Origin of the sequence: Pseudomonas sp. JAI120 (assembly GCF_014207255.1) — a bacterium.
Classification (GTDB): domain Bacteria; phylum Pseudomonadota; class Gammaproteobacteria; order Pseudomonadales; family Pseudomonadaceae; genus Aquipseudomonas.
In genome coordinates this window covers 281,110-297,509 of sequence record NZ_JACHCZ010000003.1, presented here as the reverse complement: position 1 = coordinate 297,509, position 16,400 = coordinate 281,110, and the positions used below count along the sequence as shown (strand labels likewise).

Below are 16,400 nucleotides of genomic sequence, written 5' to 3'. Positions count from 1 at the left end.
GCCGATGGCGGCTTCAAGAACACCATAAAACCCAGGCAAAAATAGATATCAATTGCGAGTCAATCTCATCCTCTGCTAGCGTGCGCACTTCTTGAACCCGACGTTCTTCTCAAGGTAGTGCTGTGTCCTCCTGGAATTCGCAGATTGCGCGCCTGTTCGCGGAGCAGAAGAAAGCCCTCGAAGCCTTCGTCACTCGCCGCACCGGCAGCGCCCAGGTGGCCGCCGACCTGACTCAGGAGTCGTTCCTGCGCCTGGCTCGCATGGATTGCGGCGAAAAGATCGATAACCTCCCAGCCTTCCTCTTCACCATCGCCAGCAACCTGGTGCGCGATCATCAGCGCCAGGCCATCCGTCGTGAGCGCCTGGACGCCGGCGAGCCCAGCGAAGAGCTGCCGTGCAGCAACCCAGGTGCCGACGAGCAATTGGCCGCCTACCAACAGGAACAACTGATGCAGGACGCGATCCTGGCGTTGCCTGAAGCGACTCGGCAGATCTTCCTGCTCTATCATGTTGACGAACTTTCCTACCGCGAGATTGGCGAACGCCTGTCGATCACGGCCCGCAGTGTGGAATACCAACTGCGCCGCGCCTTGATCGAATGCCGCGCCTACATCAAGACGCGGCTTGCCTGCGATGAACAAGGACGTCGGTCATGACCGCCACCCCCACTGCCGACGTGTTGTTCGACGAAGCGTCCGGCTGGTATTTCCGCCTGCAGGCCGAGGACGTGACGGCGGCCGACATGGACGCCTTTGCCGCCTGGCTGGGGCAAGGCCCGGCCCAGGATGACGCCTGGCAGGAAGTGCAGGCGATGCTCGGCGGCCTGCGCGAACCGGCGCGGGTGATTCGCCGCGCCGAACAGGCCGCCTGGCAGAAACCGGCGCGAGCCTGGCAGCGTTGGGCGTGTGCTGCGGCGGTGTTGCTGGCCGTGGGGCTTACCGTCCAGAACACGCCATGGCTCGACCGCCTGCGCGCGGACTACGCCACCGGCACCGGCGAGTCGCGCAGCATCGAGCTGGCCGACGGCTCGCATCTGCAACTCAACACCGACAGCGCGGTGCAGATTCGTTTGAGCGGGGGCGAACGGCAAATCCGTTTGCTGCGTGGCGAAGGCTTTTTCGACGTCACTAAGGATCCGGCACGGCCGTTCGTGGTGCAGTCGGGCGACGGCTGGGTGAGGGTGGTCGGGACGCAGTTCAGCGTTGCGCGGCGCGATGCGCAAACACGCGTGCAGGTGGCGCAGGGCATGGTGCAGGTCAGTGCCGGCAGCGGTGAGCCGGTATACCTGGAGCCAGGTCGGGCCGTTGAATATCAAGGCCAACGCCTGGCCGAGGTCCATGCTTTCGACCCGGCCAGTGGCTTTGCCTGGCGCCAACGGCAACTGGTGTTTCGCCAGCAACCGCTGTCGGAAGTGGTCAGCGAGTTGAATCGCTATTGGCCCGGCAAGACCCTGGTGCTAGGTGATGCGCTGCGCAACCGCGTGGTGTCGGGTGTGTTTGAAATCGACAAACCCGACGCCGTGATCAAAGCGCTGGAGTACACCCTCAATCTGCACGCCGAGCACTACACCCCGTATTTACTGGTGTTGCGCGAAGGTAAGGCATCGTAATCGCAACTTTTTGAAAAAAATTTCAGGGTTTCTCCCCAAGCACTCGTCCTTGATCACTGAGGCGTAAATAGTAAGCACTCTCAAGTAGTGCGGCGCCGATCACAGACTTTTTGCACCGGGGAGCACCATCCATGGCACACCGATTCGCCGCACGGTCCTTGTTGGCACTGGCCATTTCCATGGCCTTTGGCACTGCGCCGCTGTATTTGCAGGCCGCCGAAACCACCCAGGCCCAGAGCTACCGCTTCGATATTGCGGGGCAAAGCCTGGACGGTGCGCTGGCGGCGTTTTCGGCGGTGACGCGAGTTCAGGTGCTGGTGTCGGGTGAGTTGACTCAGGGCGTGCTATCGCCGGGTGTCAAAGGCAACCTCGGCCAGCGCGAAGCCTTGGGGCAACTGCTCGGCGGCACCGGGCTGAGTGCGGCGTTTATCAACGCGGACACCGTGACCCTGGAAAAGCACATGGACACAGGCTCCGCCATCGAAGTCGGCGCCACCACCATCAGCGCCGAACACCTGGGCGCCACCACCGAAGGCAGCGGCTCCTACACCACCGGCGCGGTGACCCTGGGCAAGGGCGAGCAAAAGCTCAAGGACATCCCGCAATCGGTCAGCGTCATGACCCGCAAGCAGATGGACGACCAGAACACCACCAAGCTCTCCGAAGTGGTTAAGCGCACGCCCGGCCTGACCGCGACCAAATCCCCCGGCCCCGGCATGTTCATCTTCTCCCGTGGCTTCGAGATCGGCACCCTGCAATACGACGGCGTAGGCATTCCGCGTAATACCTACGCGCTGGGCAGCTATCTCACCGAAAACATGGCGATCTACGACCGCGTCGAAACCCTGCGCGGCCCGGCCGCTTTGCTGCAAGGCGCGAACAGCCCCGGCGGCACCATGAACCTGGTGCGCAAACGCGGCCAGCAGGCGCCAACGGTGACCATCACCGCCAAGGCCGGCTCCTGGGATCACTACGGCACCCAGGTCGATGCCGGCGGCCCGCTGAACGCTGAAGGCACGTTGCGCGGCCGGTTTGTGGCGGATTACGACACCACCGACTCCTTTGTCGATTATGTCGGCGGCTGGAATCAGACGGTCTACGCGGCGATGGACTACGACTTCACGCCTGATACCACCGTGGGCGTGGGCATCAGCAACCAGAAAGGCCATTCGCGCCCCAACTTCATGTCGCTGCCCCGTTACGCCAACGGCAACGATATTGGGCTGTCACGCTCGACCTTCGTCGGTGCCAGCTGGAACCGCGCCGTCAACAACCAAACCCAGGTGTTTGCCGACATCGAGCATCGCTTCAACGACGACTGGAAAGTGAAAGCCGCCCTCGTGGCGATGGACGAACATAACGACGCGACATACCAAGCGACATGGGACGCCATCCCCAACCCCGGCGACTCCGGTAACGTGCGCTATGTGGACTGGGTTACTGACTTCAATACCAAAAGTCGCGGTGCGGATGTGTATGTCAACGGCGAGTTTGAAGGCCTGGGTTTCCAACAGGAGATGGTGTTGGGCGCCAACTATTCCAAACTCACCACCACCGACCAGTGGTCGCGGGCGGCAACGGCTGGCGCGGATATTTTCAACATCGACCACAACCGTCCGCAGCGCGATAAGTACCAGCTGTTTCAGGCAGGAAATGCGTCGAGGAGCTGGTACGACATTCGTCAGAAGGGCATCTACGGCACCTGGCGCGTGAAAGTGCTCGATCCGCTGACCTTGATCGTTGGTGCGCGTACCAGTTGGTATGACTATTCCTACATCGACCAAAGTGGTTCCAGGGGGGCGTACGGCAGCCCGTCTGGAAGCGCCACTCAGACTAGTGGCAAGGTCACGCCGTATGCGGGCCTGGTATATGCCCTCAATGACCAATGGTCTGCCTATGCCAGTTACGCCGATGCGTTCGAACCACAAACCAACCGGACAACTTCCGGCTCCTTGCTCAAGCCTATCGAGGGCAAGAACTACGAGTTGGGTCTCAAGGGTGAGTTGGCGGATGGTCGTCTCAATACCTCGTTTGCGATCTTCCGTTATGACCAGGAAAATCGCGGCGTCCAAGACCTTCAAGGGCCAATGAACTGCGATGGCTGGTACTGCTCGGTCGCCTCGGGCAAGGTCCGCAGTCAAGGCCTGGAAGCCACCTTGGGCGGCGAAGTGCTGCCGGGTTTGCAACTGGTCTCCAGCTACACCTACAACACCACCAAATTTCTCAAGGACGACACCTACGAAGGCAAGATATTCAGCACTTGGACACCCAAGCACTTGCTCAAGGTCTGGGGCGATTACCAGTTGCCGGGTGACTGGAACAAAGTCAGCGTCGGCGCCGGGGTGACCGCGCAAAGCAGTACCGTGGCCTACGACCGCACCTTCAGCGTGCCGGGCAATGCACTGTGGGATTCGCGGGTGGCCTACAAGATCAACCAGGAGTTCACCGTCGCGGCGAACCTGTACAACCTGTTCGACAAGAAGTACTACATCCCTGCCTACAACGCGAACTGGGGCAGCAACTACTACGGCGATCCGCGTAATGTGATGTTCACCATGACCTACACACCGCAGTTCTGATTACATCCGGATATAAAAATGCCCCGCATTTGGCGGGGCATTTTCATGTGTGGCGGTTAGCCCTTACAGCCCATCCAGCATGGCCTTGTTACGTACCGCACCCTTGTCGGCACTGGTCGCCAGCAAGGCATAGGCCTTCAACGCGGTCGTGACTTTGCGCGGACGCTTCTCCACCGGCTTCCAACCTTTCTTGTCCTGCTCGACCCGGCGCGCTGCCAGTTCTTCATCGCTGATCAACAGGTTGATCGAGCGGTTCGGAATGTCGATCAGGACTTTGTCGCCGTCCTGCACCAGGCCAATCGCACCGCCGGCGGCGGCTTCAGGTGAAGCGTGGCCGATGGACAGGCCCGAGGTGCCGCCGGAGAAACGGCCGTCGGTGAGCAGGGCGCAGGCTTTGCCCAGGCCTTTGGATTTCAGGTACGACGTCGGGTAGAGCATCTCTTGCATACCCGGGCCGCCTTTAGGGCCTTCGTAGCGGATGATCACGATGTCGCCTTCTTTCACTTCGTCGGCGAGGATGCCGCGTACCGAGCTGTCCTGGCTTTCGTAGATCTTGGCGCGGCCTTCGAAGACGTGGATGGATTCATCCACGCCGGCGGTTTTCACCACGCAGCCGTCGAGGGCAATGTTGCCGTACAGCACGGCCAGGCCGCCTTCTTTGGAGTAGGCGTGTTCGACACTGCGGATGCAGCCGTTTTCACGGTCGGCGTCGAGGGTGTCCCAACGGGTCGACTGGCTGAACGCAGTTTGCGTCGGGATGCCAGCCGGGCCTGCCTTGAAGAAGGTGTGCACGGCTTCGTCGTCAGTCTGGGTGATGTCCCACTTGGCGATGCCTTCGGCCAGGGATTTGCTGTGCACGGTCGGCAGGTCGGTGTGCAGCAGGCCGCCACGGGCCAGGGAGCCGAGGATCGAGAAGATCCCGCCGGCGCGGTGCACGTCTTCCATGTGGTACTTCTGGATGTTCGGCGCGACCTTGCACAGTTGCGGCACATGGCGGGACAGACGGTCGATGTCGCGCAGGTCGAAATTGATCTCGGCTTCCTGGGCCGCGGCCAGCAAGTGCAGGATGGTGTTGGTGGACCCGCCCATGGCGATGTCCAGGGTCATGGCGTTTTCGAACGCCTTGAAGTTGGCGATATTGCGCGGCAACACCGACTCATCGTTCTCGCCGTAGTAGCGCTTGCACAACTCGACGATGGTGCGGCCGGCCTGCAGGAACAGCTGCTCGCGGTCGCTGTGGGTGGCCAGGGTCGAACCGTTGCCCGGCAACGCCAGGCCGAGGGCTTCCACCAGGCAGTTCATCGAGTTGGCGGTGAACATACCGGAGCACGAACCGCAGGTCGGGCAGGCGCTGCGCTCGTATTCCGCAACCTTCTCGTCAGAAGCGCTGGAATCGGCGGCGATGACCATGGCGTCGACCAGGTCCAGGCCATGGGAGGCGAGCTTGGTCTTGCCGGCTTCCATCGGGCCGCCGGAGACGAAGATCACCGGGACGTTCAGGCGCAGGGCGGCCATCAGCATGCCGGGGGTGATCTTGTCGCAGTTGGAGATGCAGACGATGGCGTCGGCGCAGTGGGCGTTGACCATGTACTCCACGGAGTCAGCGATGATCTCGCGGCTCGGCAGGGAATACAGCATGCCGTCATGGCCCATGGCGATGCCGTCGTCCACGGCGATGGTGTTGAATTCCTTGGCTACACCGCCAGCGCGTTCGATCTCGCGGGCGACCAGTTGGCCCAGGTCCTTGAGGTGCACGTGGCCCGGTACGAACTGGGTGAACGAGTTGGCAATGGCGATGATCGGCTTCTTGAAGTCGTCATCTTTCATCCCCGTGGCACGCCACAGTGCGCGGGCGCCGGCCATGTTGCGGCCGTGGGTGGATGTTTTCGAGCGGTAATCAGGCATTGGAGCACTCCGGGCGGCTAATCGGTATCAAAGGGGAGTGAGCTTCTATTGACGTCTGGAACACCCGAAAAATGGCACTGGTGTCCGGAAGTTGCCGCAAACGTGACGGGATCGCCGTGCGCATTGGCCTTGAGCTCATAAACCCGCCGGGGGATGACTGGCGATGAATAGGGCCGATTCTACACCGTCTTCCTGTAGGAGCGAGGGGGAAAGCGTTAGCGTCCGACCCGTAAATTCGTCAACCAGCCCCAAAGGCTGAACACAATGAAGCTCACCGCAATGGTCAGCAGCAGATGCGTTCCGGTTTGTGCCAAGGCCGCACTGCTGATGGCGGCCGTGAGGAACATGATGCTGTTCCCGGCCGATGCGGCAGTGCCCGCGCTGCTCGAGAACAACAGCATCGCCGCCGAAATCGCCGCCGGACGAACCAGCGTCACGGCCAGGGCGCTGATCAGCATCGGGATCAGCAGAGTCAAGGTGGTGATGGCTTCAAAAATAATGATCAGCGTCAACAGCACACCCGCGACGAGCAATAGTCCGAGGCCGATGTTGATTTGCCGGGACAGCGCCATGCGTTTTTGCAGGTACGAGGCAGCAACGCCGCCGAGCAGATAGGCCACGCCGTACACCGTCAGCACCCACGCATATTGGTATTCGGACAGCTTCAGCGCATCCATGAAAATCAGCGGCGTCACGCTGATCAAGGCGAAGTAGCAGGCAAACACCAAGGCGGCGATCCACCAGTAGCGCAGGAAGTCGCGATTGGCGGCGACCGCTCTGAGCGTGCCCAGGATCGAGACTGGCGCGTGGTGCGGGCTGGCAGCCTTGGAAGGCAGGATGCAAAACGCATGGATCAACATGCCCAATGCCATGAGCGCAAACCCATAGAAGCTTCCTTGCCAGTCGAAGGTGGTTTGCAGCCAGGAGCCGATCAGCGGCGACAGCGCGACAAACGAGCCGCTCAGGGTCATGTAATAGAGGCGCACCCGGGCTCGGTCCTGTTCGTCGAACAGGTCTTCCACCAGTGCATGGCCCAATACGAAGAAGCCGCAGCCCATGGCCTGGACCGTGCGAAACAGCAGGAAGGTCAGGTAATCCGGGGCCATTGCGCAGCCTATCGCCCCGAGGATCGACAGCGTGATGCAGCCGAGCAGCACTTCCTTGCGCCCCCATTTATCCGAAAGCGGGCCGGCGACCAGTTGGGAGATGGAAAAGACCAGGGTGAACAGGCTGATGGACAGCGCGATGTCTGCGCTGGGCGTTTCGAAGCGGGTTGCCAGCGCGGGGAAGGAGGGCAGCAGGATATTGATCGGGAAGAAGCTGATCAGTGAAATGCAGGTGATGAGGATAAAGCGGGAGAGGGAGGGCCCAGACATTGTTTTTGTTTTCCGGAGTAAAACCAGAAACCGATACTAGTCTGCGAAAAGTGGAATTCAATCAAAAGCGTTGAGAGAAACTTCCTGAATGGACGTGGCTTGCTTGGGTAGGAAAAGTTTTCACGGCAACCACAAAACAAATGTGGGAGGGGGCTTGCCCCCGATTGCGTAGTGTCAGCCCCCTATTAGCTGGCTGACACACGGCTATCGGGGGCAAGCCCCCTCCCACATTTTTATCTGTGCTTGGCTTTAGCTGTTTGGCAACAAACGGCACGTAATGCTCTTGATATACCGGGTCTCGACAATCGCCGGGTGCACCGGATGATCCGGACCCTGGCCGCCACGCTCAAGCATCTGGATATTGCGGTCCAGATGGCGGGCGCTGGTCAGCAGGATGTTTTGCAGGTCATCTTCCGGCAGGTGCATGGAGCACGAGGCGCTGACCAGGATGCCGTCCTTGCTGAGCAGGCGCATGGCTTGCTCGTTCAGGCGGCGGTAGGCGCCTTCGCCGTTCTTCATGTCTTTTTTGCGTTTGATGAAGGCCGGTGGGTCGGCGACGATCACGTCGAAGCGTTCTTCGCTGGCTTTCAGTTCTTTGAGGGCTTCGAAGACGTCGCCTTCGATGCAGGTCATCTTCTCGGCAACGCCGTTCAGCGCGGCGTTGCGCTCCACGCCATCGAGGGCGAAGGCCGAGGCGTCGACGCAGAACACTTCACTGGCGCCGAAGGCCGCGGCTTGTACGCCCCAGCCGCCGATGTAGCTGTACAGGTCGAGCACGCGTTTGCCTTTGGCGTATGGGGCCAGGCGCGCGCGGTTCATGCGGTGGTCGTAGAACCAGCCGGTTTTCTGGCCCTGGATCACCGGGGCCTCGAATTTCACGCCGTTTTCTTCCAGCGCCACCCACTCCGGCACCAGGCCGAACACGGTTTCGACGTAGCGGTTGAGGCCTTCGGCGTCGCGCGCGGCGGAGTCGTTCTTGAACAGGATGCCGCTTGGCTTGAGCACTTGGGTCAGTGCGGCGATCACGTCTTCCTTATGGGCCTCCATGGTCGCCGAAGCGATCTGCACCACCAGGATGTCGCCGAAACGGTCGACTACCAGGCCCGGCAGCAGGTCGGAATCGCCGTAGACCAGGCGGTAGAACGGCTTGTCGAACAGGCGATCACGCAGGGAAAGGGCGACGTTGATGCGGTGCACCAGCAGCGACTTGTCCAGCGGCAACTTGATGTCGCGCGACAGCAGGCGTGCGCAGATCAGGTTGTTCGGGCTCATGGCCACGATGCCGAGGGTCTTGCCGCCGGCCGCTTCCAGGATAGCCTGGTCGCCCGCCTGGAAGCCGTGGAGAGGGGTGGCGGCCACGTCGATTTCGTTGCTGTAGACCCACAGGTGGCCGTTGCGCAAACGACGATCGGCGTTGGCTTTGAGACGCAGGCTTGGCAGGGACATGACGTCGCTCCGGAAAAAAGAGCGGGAGTATACCGTGTTGCGCCCCTGTTGGCCGCGCCGCCGGACATGTGGGAGCTGGCACCCACATTTGGTCCGGTTCCAATCCGGTTTTTGAGGTGTCGGTGAGCTTCCCATCGGGGTTAGAATCCCCGTCTATCCCAGAGTATGTACTTATGTCCCAAGAGCTTTCCGCCGAACAGATCCAGCAGGCCCTCCAAGGCATCAGCGTGCCGCCCCAGCCGCAAATCATGGTGGATTTGCAGATGGAGCAGTACATGCCCGACCCGGACCTGGAAGTGATCGCGCGGTTGATCTCCCAGGACCCGGGCCTGTCCGGCGCGTTGCTGAAGATCGTCAATTCGTCCTATTACGGCCTGAGCAACAAGATCGCCTCGATCCAGCGCGCGGTGAACCTGCTGGGCAGCCGGTCGATCATCAACCTGATCAACGCCCTGTCGATCCGGGGCGAGATGAGCGACGACACCATCGTCACCCTCAACCGCTTCTGGGATACCGCCCAGGACGTGGCCATGACCTGCCTGACCCTGGCCAAGCGCACCGGCGCCCAGGCGGTGGACGAGGCTTATGCCCTGGGGCTGTTCCACGATTGCGGCGTGCCGCTGATGCTCAAGCGCTTCCCCAATTACATGACGGTGCTCGAAGAAGCCTACGCCAACGCCGGCCCCGACTGCCGCGTGGTCGACACCGAAAACAATGCGTTCAACACCAACCATGCGGTGGTCGGCTACTACACCGCCAAATCGTGGCGCCTGCCGGAGCATGTGACCGACGCCATCGCCAACCACCACAATGCCTTGGCGGTCTTCAGCGATGAGTCGTCGCGCAATCCGCAGCTGAAAAACCTGCTGGCGATCCTGAAGATGGCCGAGCACATCTGCTCGTCCTACCGCGTGCTGGGCAATCAGTCGGCGGATCATGAGTGGAATGCCATCGGCCACCTGGTGCTGGACTACGTGGGCCTGTCGGACTACGACTTCGAAAGCCTGAAGTTGTCGATCCGCGAACTGGGCGCGCACTGATCCCCCCTTCACGAGGTACACATGCCCGAGTTACCAGAAGTCGAAACCACCCGGCGCGGCATTGCGCCGCATCTGGAAGGCCAGCGGGTCAGCCGCGTGGTGGTGCGTGAGCGGCGCCTGCGCTGGCCGATCCCGGAAGACCTCGATGTGCGCCTTTCCGGCCAGCGCATCGTGCTGGTGGAGCGGCGGGCGAAGTACCTGTTGATCAACGCCGAAGTGGGCACCTTGATCAGCCACCTGGGCATGTCGGGCAACCTGCGCCTGGTGGAGGTCGGCATGCCGGCGGCCAAGCATGAACATGTGGATATCGAGCTGGAGTCCGGCCTGGCCCTGCGCTACACCGACCCTCGGCGTTTCGGCGCGATGCTCTGGAGCCAGGACCCGCACAACCATGAACTGCTGATCCGCCTGGGGCCGGAGCCGCTGACGGACCTGTTTGATGGTGAGCGCTTGTTTCAGTTGTCTCGCGGCAAGTCCATGGCGGTGAAGCCGTTCATCATGGACAACGCGGTGGTGGTCGGTGTGGGCAATATCTATGCGACTGAGGCGTTGTTTGCGGCGGGGATTGATCCGCGTCGCGCCGCCGGCGGCATTTCACGCGGGCGTTATTTGAAGCTGGCGATCGAGATCAAGCGCATTCTGGCGGCGGCGATCGAGCGTGGCGGCACCACGTTGCGGGACTTTATCGGTGGTGACGGGCAGCCGGGGTATTTCCAGCAGGAATTGTTCGTCTACGGCCGGGGTGGCGAGGCGTGCAAGGTCTGCGGGACTGAGCTGCGCAATGTGGTGCTGGGGCAGCGGGCGAGTGTGTTTTGCCCCAGGTGCCAGAGCTGATTGCTGTGTGAATGCTGATATTGCCATCGGGGGCTTGCCCCCGATGAGGCCCTGATAGGCGCTGAAGAACCTCAGGCTTTACCGGTAATCTTCCGGTACTTCTCCATCAACTGCTCTTCCGACTCCGGATGAGCTTCATCCAACGGAATGCAATCTACCGGGCACACCTGCTGGCACTGCGGCTCGTCGTAATGACCGACGCACTGGGTGCACAGGTTAGGGTCGATCACGTAGATCTCTTCGCCTTGGGAGATGGCGGCGTTCGGGCACTCGGGTTCGCAGACGTCGCAATTGATGCAATCGTCGGTGATGATCAGGGACATGGAAACTCCTGCCAGGGCTGTCAGCCAAGGCATCTGAAAACTAATGCGCGCAATTGTGCCGCATTGGCGCCCGCAGTGCGAGCTGTGGTGAGCGGGCTTGCCCCGCGTTGGGCAGCGAAGCGGCCCCAAAACCAGACGACCGGTTATTCACCTGAGGCGACGCGAGTCTTTATTAGGGCTGCTACGCAGCCCAACGCGGGGCAAGCCCGCTCACCACATTACTTCTTGAAGCGCAGCGTCAGCGCATCGGCCACGGCCGGGTGTACGAACTTGGTGATATCCCCGCCTAAGGCGGCAATTTCACGCACCAACGTCGAGGAAATGAACGAATAACGTTCCGACGGCGTGAGGAACAGGCTTTCCACGTCCGGCGCCAGCTGGCGGTTCATGTTGGCCAGCTGGAATTCGTATTCGAAGTCCGACACCGCGCGCAGGCCACGCAGGAACACATTGGCGTTCTGCTCTTTGGCGAAATGCGCGAGCAACGTGGAAAAGCCCACCACTTCCACGTTGGGCAAGTGCTTGGTGACCTCGCGCGCCAGTTCCACGCGCTGTTCCAGGGGAAACAGCGGGTTTTTCTTGGGGCTGGCCGCGACTGCGATGATCACATGGTCGAACAAACGAGAGGCGCGTTCGACCAGATCGCCATGGCCTTTGGTAATCGGGTCGAAGGTACCTGGGTACAACACTCGGTTCATCGCGTCGTCCTGGCGGAGTCCGTTGGGGAACCGGATGGTATCGCAGCCATCCCGGTCGGCCAAGTCAACTTATGCATAAGAAAGCCGTATAGACACCGTGAATAGCGTGTTTTTTCACGCTGTTTTCAGACGTTCGGCCAAGGCTGTCGCCAGTTGAGCGGTTAATCCGTATACCGATAATTGCGGGTTAGCCCCAATACTGGTGGGGAATAACGAACCGTCGTGGATCGACAGGTTGCGCAACTGGTGATGGCGACCAAGGCTGTCAGCCACCGCGTTTTTTGGATCTTCACCCATGGCACAGCCACCCATCACATGGGCGCTGCCCAGGGTTGTCCGGTGCAATTCCAGATTCAAACCCTCAATTACGCTGCGTGCCTCGGCCAAGGTGTTCACGAACCGTGCGTCATGGTGCAGGGGCTTGACCGACTTGGCGCCCGCCGCGAACTGGATTTCGGCCATGCTGTGGAAGGCCCGGCGCAGACCATCCCAGGCGTAGGGTGAAACCTGATAGTCGAGCACCGGCGTACCGTCACCGCGTAAATCCACGCTGCCGCCCTGGCTGTCGGGGTGAAAGCCGTCACGCAACAGCGCGAGCATGGCGTGGGTGTGCGGCAATTGGCTCATGTCCAAGGCGTTCTGTGTGCCATAGCCGCCGAACAAGGTGCTGGCCAAGCCAGGATGCAGGGGCGGTGCTTCCAGCTTGTAGGACATTTTGCCGGTGGTGCCGTCCTGCCATTGGAAGTGATCGGAATAGATCGACTGCGGCGCGCCGTAGAACGGGTTGATCACCTCATCGAACAGCCCGGCAGAGAAGTTCACCAAGTGCAAAAAGGTCCGCTTGCCCAGACGCGAATGCGGATCGGGGGCATCCGAGCGCATCAGCAGCGCCGGGCTATTGATGCCGCCGCCCGACAGCACGTAATGCTTGGCCTTCACGGTGATCTTGCGCCCGGTAGGCGCCACGCAACGCGCGTCCATCGCCACGCATTCCAGGCTGCTGATGGTGTCGCCGCTGTATTTGAGCTGCTCGGCGCGGGCCAGGTACAGCAGTTCGCCGCCTTTTTCCAGGGTGGATGGGATGGTGGTCACCAGCATCGACTGCTTGGCGTTGACCGGGCAGCCCATGCCGCAATAACCCAGGTTGAAGCAGCCACGTACGTTGCGCGGGATCACATGCCAGCTGTAGCCGAGCTTTTCGCAGCCTTTGCGGATCACGTCATTGTTGGCATTCGGGGGGATGGCCCACGGCGCGATGCCCAGGCGCTGCTCCATCTTTTCGAACCACGGTGCCATTTCCGCGCTGCTGTGGCCTTTTACCGCGTACTCGCTGGCCCAATGGCTAAGAGTGGCGTCCGGGGTGCGGAAGCTGGAGGTCCAGTTGATCAGCGTGGTACCGCCCACCGCGCGGCCCTGCAGGATGGTGATCGCGCCGTCCTTGCTCATGCGGCCGATGCCTTCCTGATACAGGCTGGCGTAGGCCTCGTCTTCCAGCAGCTTGAAGTCGCTGCTGGTCTTGAGCGGGCCTTCTTCGATCAGCAGCACTTTATAACCCGCGGCGCTGAGGATTTCGGCGGTGGTGCCGCCACCGGCGCCGCTGCCGATAATGGCCACGTCGGCTTCGAGGGTCAGGTCGCTGTCGAGGGCGGCGCCATTGTGGGTTTTCCAGCCGCGGGCCAGGCCGTCGCGGAACAGATCGGGTACGGGCATCAGGGTCGTCTCTTGTTTTTATTGTGAGGGATGCAAATCAGATCTTCGGCGGGCCGGGGTAACCGCAATGCGCCCAGGCGGCGGGCCGGAAGTACCAGGCCATGATCACCAGCTTGAGCAGCGAGCCCTGGCCCATGCGCAGCAGGTTCAGGTAGCTGTTTTCCCAGCGGTGCAGGAAGTTGCGGATCTGCTCCGCGCTGGCGTTTTCCCAGCTGCCCCAGATGCCGGTCAACGGGCCGCGCGTAATGCCCATGCCGAGCACATCGAACAGTTGCTGGGTGAGCTTGAACATCTCCGGCGACAGGTGCTGCAGGCTGTAGTCGAGTTTTTTCAGCGTGTCTTCAATCCCGGCGACCACGTCCTGGGCGCTGGCAACGCCTTCGAGCAGCACCGGCATCACCGCGCGCAGGAACGGCAAGTCACTGCTGCGCAACATGGCAAAGCCGCTGGCCGGGGTGCTGCTGGAGCAGCCGCTGAGGCTGGCGCCCAGCCCGGCCGTGGCCAGGAAGGCGCTGGCGCACAGGCCGATCTTCAAGACGCCGCGCCGCGACAGCGCGGGTGAATCCGTGAGGCTAGCGTTCATTGTTATTGTTATCCCGTGGGTGGCGGTGTCAGCGGACAAACAACTTTTGGATCAGTTTCTGGATCGATTTGCCGTAGGGCGGGTAGATCAATTTCGCCGCGTTCAGGCGCTGTTTCACCAGCACGCCCTTGGCTTTGCTGAACGTCAGGAACCCTTCATGGCCGTGGTAGTGGCCCATGCCTGACGGTCCGATGCCGCCAAAGGGCATGTCGTCCTGGGCCACGTGCAGGAGGGTGTCGTTCAGGCAGACGCCGCCGGAATGGGTCTCGTGGAGTACCCGATCCTGTTCGCGTTTGTTGTAGCCGAAGTAATACAGGGCCAGCGGGCGAGGGCGTTGGTTGATGTAGGCAAAGGCTTGGTCGATGCCGCGATAAGGCACGATCGGCAGCACCGGGCCGAAGATTTCGTCCTGCATCACCGTCATGTCGTCGCTGACATTCAGCAGCAGGCTATGGGCCATGCGCCGTGCCTGGCCTTGGTCGTACAGCGGGATCAGGGTGGCGCCCTTGTCTGTAGCGTCCTTGACGTAGGCATTGAGCCGGGCCAGTTGCCGCTCATTGATGATGGCGGTGTAGTCCGGGTTGTCGGCCAACGTCGGATAAAACCCGCGAACCGCCTTGCTGTAGGCCTCGACGAAACCCTCCACGCGGTCCTCCGGCACTAGCACGTAGTCCGGGGCCACGCAGGTTTGCCCGGCGTTCAAGGCTTTACCGAAGGCGATGCGTTCGGCGGCGTCCTTGAGTGGGACGTCGGCGGAGACGATGGCCGGCGACTTGCCGCCCAGTTCCAGGGTGACTGGCGTGAGGTGCTCGGCAGCGGCGCGCATCACGTGTTTGCCGATACTGGTAGCCCCGGTAAACAGCAGGTGATCGAAGCGCAGCTTGGAAAACGCCATGCCCACTTCGGCCTCGCCGAGCACCACGCACACCAGGTCCTCGGGGAAAATCCTGGCCAGCAAGGTCTTGAGCAGTTCGCCGGTAGCGGGCGTGGATTCGCTGAGCTTGAGCATTACCCGGTTTCCCGCTGCCAACGCACCCACCAGTGGACCGATGGCCAGGTACAGCGGGTAGTTCCATGGCACGATCACGCCGACCACGCCCAGGGGTTGGTAAATGACTTTGGCTGACGCGGGTTGGAAGGCCAGGCCTACAGCGCGGCGAGAAGGTTTCATCCAGCCCTTGAGGTGTTTGCTGGCGTAGTGAATGCCATGCAGGCTGGGCATCAATTCGGCGAACAGGGTTTCATCGGCGCTGCGGTGGCTGAAATCCTGGCTGATCGCATTGATCAGTGCCTGGCGCTCGTCACTGAGCACATCCCGCAAGGCCTTGAGCCACTGCTGGCGCTGTGCGGCTGGTGGCATCGGGTGGGCGGCGTAGGCGCGGCGTTGGGCGTCGAACAGGTCCTGGAGTTGATCCAGCGCCTGGGAATCTTGCAGGTAGGCAACGTTGGCAGACATGGCGCAGCACCGATTGTTATTGGTCTGCCTGGATTTTTAGAGTCATTACTCTAAATTGTCAAATAACATTGCAGCAACATGCAGATTTATCCTGGCAAGGATAGGCCGTAAGATGTTCTATCACGTGTACAGAAGCTGATTCCCCTATGGCACCACGAGTAAAGACCAGCGAACGCATTGTGCAAACCAGCCTGGAGCTTTTTAACCAGCAGGGCGAGCGCAGTGTCAGCACCAACCATATCGCCGCCCATATGGAAATTTCGCCGGGCAACCTGTACTACCACTTCCCCAACAAGCAGGCGATCATCGCTGTGCTGTTCCGCGAATATGAAGCGTTGGTGGACACTTTCCTGCGTCCGCCCCAGGGGCGAGCCATGTTGGTGGAAGACAAGCGCTTCTACCTCCAGGCCTTACTGGCCGGCATGTGGCGCTACCGTTTTCTGCACCGCGACCTTGAGCACCTGCTGGAGAGCGACCCGGAACTGGCCACCGGCTATCGGCGTTTTTCCCAGCGTTGCCTGATCCAGGGCGGCGCCATCTACCAGGGGTTTGTCGATGCGGGCATCCTGAATATGGACCCGGTGCAAACCGAAGCCCTGACCCTCAATGCCTGGATCATCCTCACTTCCTGGGTGCGTTTCTTGTGCACCACCAATGAAAACTCCGCCCACCTGAGTGCCGAAGCCATCAAACGCGGGGTGTACCAGGTGCTGGTGCTGGAGGCGGGTTTCGTTACGCCCCAGGCGAAAGAGGCGGTGGATGCATTGTTCAAAGAGTTTTACGTGCCGTTGAACCAGGCACTGGAAGACGTGAAGTAGGACCTTTCCCGAATCTGTTCACA

14 protein-coding genes are annotated in these 16,400 nt (G+C 61.2%); 6 read left to right on the top strand and 8 right to left on the bottom strand.

The window, feature by feature from the left end; genetic code table 11:
* Positions 1-122: 122 nt before the first annotated feature.
* The 3 genes from HDC32_RS18875 (at position 123) to HDC32_RS18865 (ending at position 4,188) form a co-directional block, all read left to right on the top strand.
* Positions 123-656: an RNA polymerase sigma factor gene (locus HDC32_RS18875; protein ID WP_167656944.1), complete on the top strand. Its 534-nt coding sequence runs from the start codon at positions 123-125 to the stop codon at positions 654-656.
* Positions 653-1,609 (top strand): FecR family protein, encoded by a 957-nt coding sequence (locus HDC32_RS18870; RefSeq protein WP_184745109.1) that lies wholly within the window; start codon positions 653-655, stop codon positions 1,607-1,609. Before HDC32_RS18875 ends, HDC32_RS18870 begins: the two co-directional genes overlap by 4 nt.
* Before the next feature lie 131 nt (positions 1,610-1,740).
* Entirely contained in the window at positions 1,741-4,188 is a 2,448-nt protein-coding gene (locus tag HDC32_RS18865) for a TonB-dependent siderophore receptor (RefSeq protein ID WP_167656946.1), read from the top strand.
* 63 nt (positions 4,189-4,251) lie between these two features.
* On the opposite strand, the gene ilvD is transcribed toward HDC32_RS18865, so the two are convergent.
* The 3 genes from ilvD to HDC32_RS18850 form a co-directional block, all read right to left on the bottom strand.
* The gene (gene ilvD, locus HDC32_RS18860) at positions 4,252-6,093 is read right to left on the bottom strand and encodes a dihydroxy-acid dehydratase (RefSeq protein ID WP_131697527.1); all 1,842 of its coding nucleotides are present in this window, start codon (positions 6,091-6,093) and stop codon (positions 4,252-4,254) included.
* A 215-nt stretch (positions 6,094-6,308) separates the two neighbouring features.
* Positions 6,309-7,469 carry an MFS transporter gene (locus HDC32_RS18855; protein WP_184745107.1) on the bottom strand — a complete coding sequence of 387 codons (1,161 nt, stop codon included), beginning with the start codon at positions 7,467-7,469 and terminating at the stop codon, positions 6,309-6,311.
* Positions 7,470-7,718: 249 nt separating this feature from the next.
* Positions 7,719-8,915, bottom strand: coding sequence for a class I SAM-dependent rRNA methyltransferase (locus HDC32_RS18850; protein WP_053127951.1), 1,197 nt, complete (start codon positions 8,913-8,915; stop codon positions 7,719-7,721).
* Positions 8,916-9,142: 227 nt separating this feature from the next.
* Between HDC32_RS18850 and HDC32_RS18845 the strand changes: the two genes are divergently transcribed.
* Both HDC32_RS18845 and mutM read left to right on the top strand, forming a co-directional pair.
* Positions 9,143-9,955 (top strand): HDOD domain-containing protein, encoded by an 813-nt coding sequence (locus HDC32_RS18845; RefSeq protein WP_184745327.1) that lies wholly within the window; start codon positions 9,143-9,145, stop codon positions 9,953-9,955.
* Positions 9,956-9,976: 21 nt separating this feature from the next.
* Positions 9,977-10,789, top strand: coding sequence for a bifunctional DNA-formamidopyrimidine glycosylase/DNA-(apurinic or apyrimidinic site) lyase (mutM, locus tag HDC32_RS18840; protein ID WP_184745105.1), 813 nt, complete (start codon positions 9,977-9,979; stop codon positions 10,787-10,789).
* Positions 10,790-10,860: 71 nt separating this feature from the next.
* On the opposite strand, the gene HDC32_RS18835 is transcribed toward mutM, so the two are convergent.
* From HDC32_RS18835 to HDC32_RS18815, 5 genes are all read right to left on the bottom strand, one after another.
* Positions 10,861-11,112 (bottom strand): YfhL family 4Fe-4S dicluster ferredoxin, encoded by a 252-nt coding sequence (locus HDC32_RS18835; RefSeq protein WP_008364838.1) that lies wholly within the window; start codon positions 11,110-11,112, stop codon positions 10,861-10,863.
* A 218-nt stretch (positions 11,113-11,330) separates the two neighbouring features.
* Positions 11,331-11,810, bottom strand: coding sequence for a pantetheine-phosphate adenylyltransferase (gene coaD / locus HDC32_RS18830; RefSeq protein WP_003176711.1), 480 nt, complete (start codon positions 11,808-11,810; stop codon positions 11,331-11,333).
* 114 nt (positions 11,811-11,924) lie between these two features.
* Positions 11,925-13,520, bottom strand: a complete 1,596-nt coding sequence (locus HDC32_RS18825; protein WP_131697523.1) for a GMC family oxidoreductase — start codon at positions 13,518-13,520, stop codon at positions 11,925-11,927.
* A 37-nt stretch (positions 13,521-13,557) separates the two neighbouring features.
* The gene (locus HDC32_RS18820) at positions 13,558-14,103 is read right to left on the bottom strand and encodes a twin-arginine translocation pathway signal protein (RefSeq protein ID WP_145336913.1); all 546 of its coding nucleotides are present in this window, start codon (positions 14,101-14,103) and stop codon (positions 13,558-13,560) included.
* A gap of 28 nt (positions 14,104-14,131) precedes the next feature.
* Entirely contained in the window at positions 14,132-15,559 is a 1,428-nt protein-coding gene (locus HDC32_RS18815) for a coniferyl aldehyde dehydrogenase (RefSeq protein WP_145336912.1), read from the bottom strand.
* 146 nt (positions 15,560-15,705) lie between these two features.
* Between HDC32_RS18815 and HDC32_RS18810 the strand changes: the two genes are divergently transcribed.
* The gene (locus HDC32_RS18810) at positions 15,706-16,377 is read left to right on the top strand and encodes a TetR/AcrR family transcriptional regulator (RefSeq protein ID WP_131697520.1); all 672 of its coding nucleotides are present in this window, start codon (positions 15,706-15,708) and stop codon (positions 16,375-16,377) included.
* Positions 16,378-16,400 lie beyond the last annotated feature (23 nt).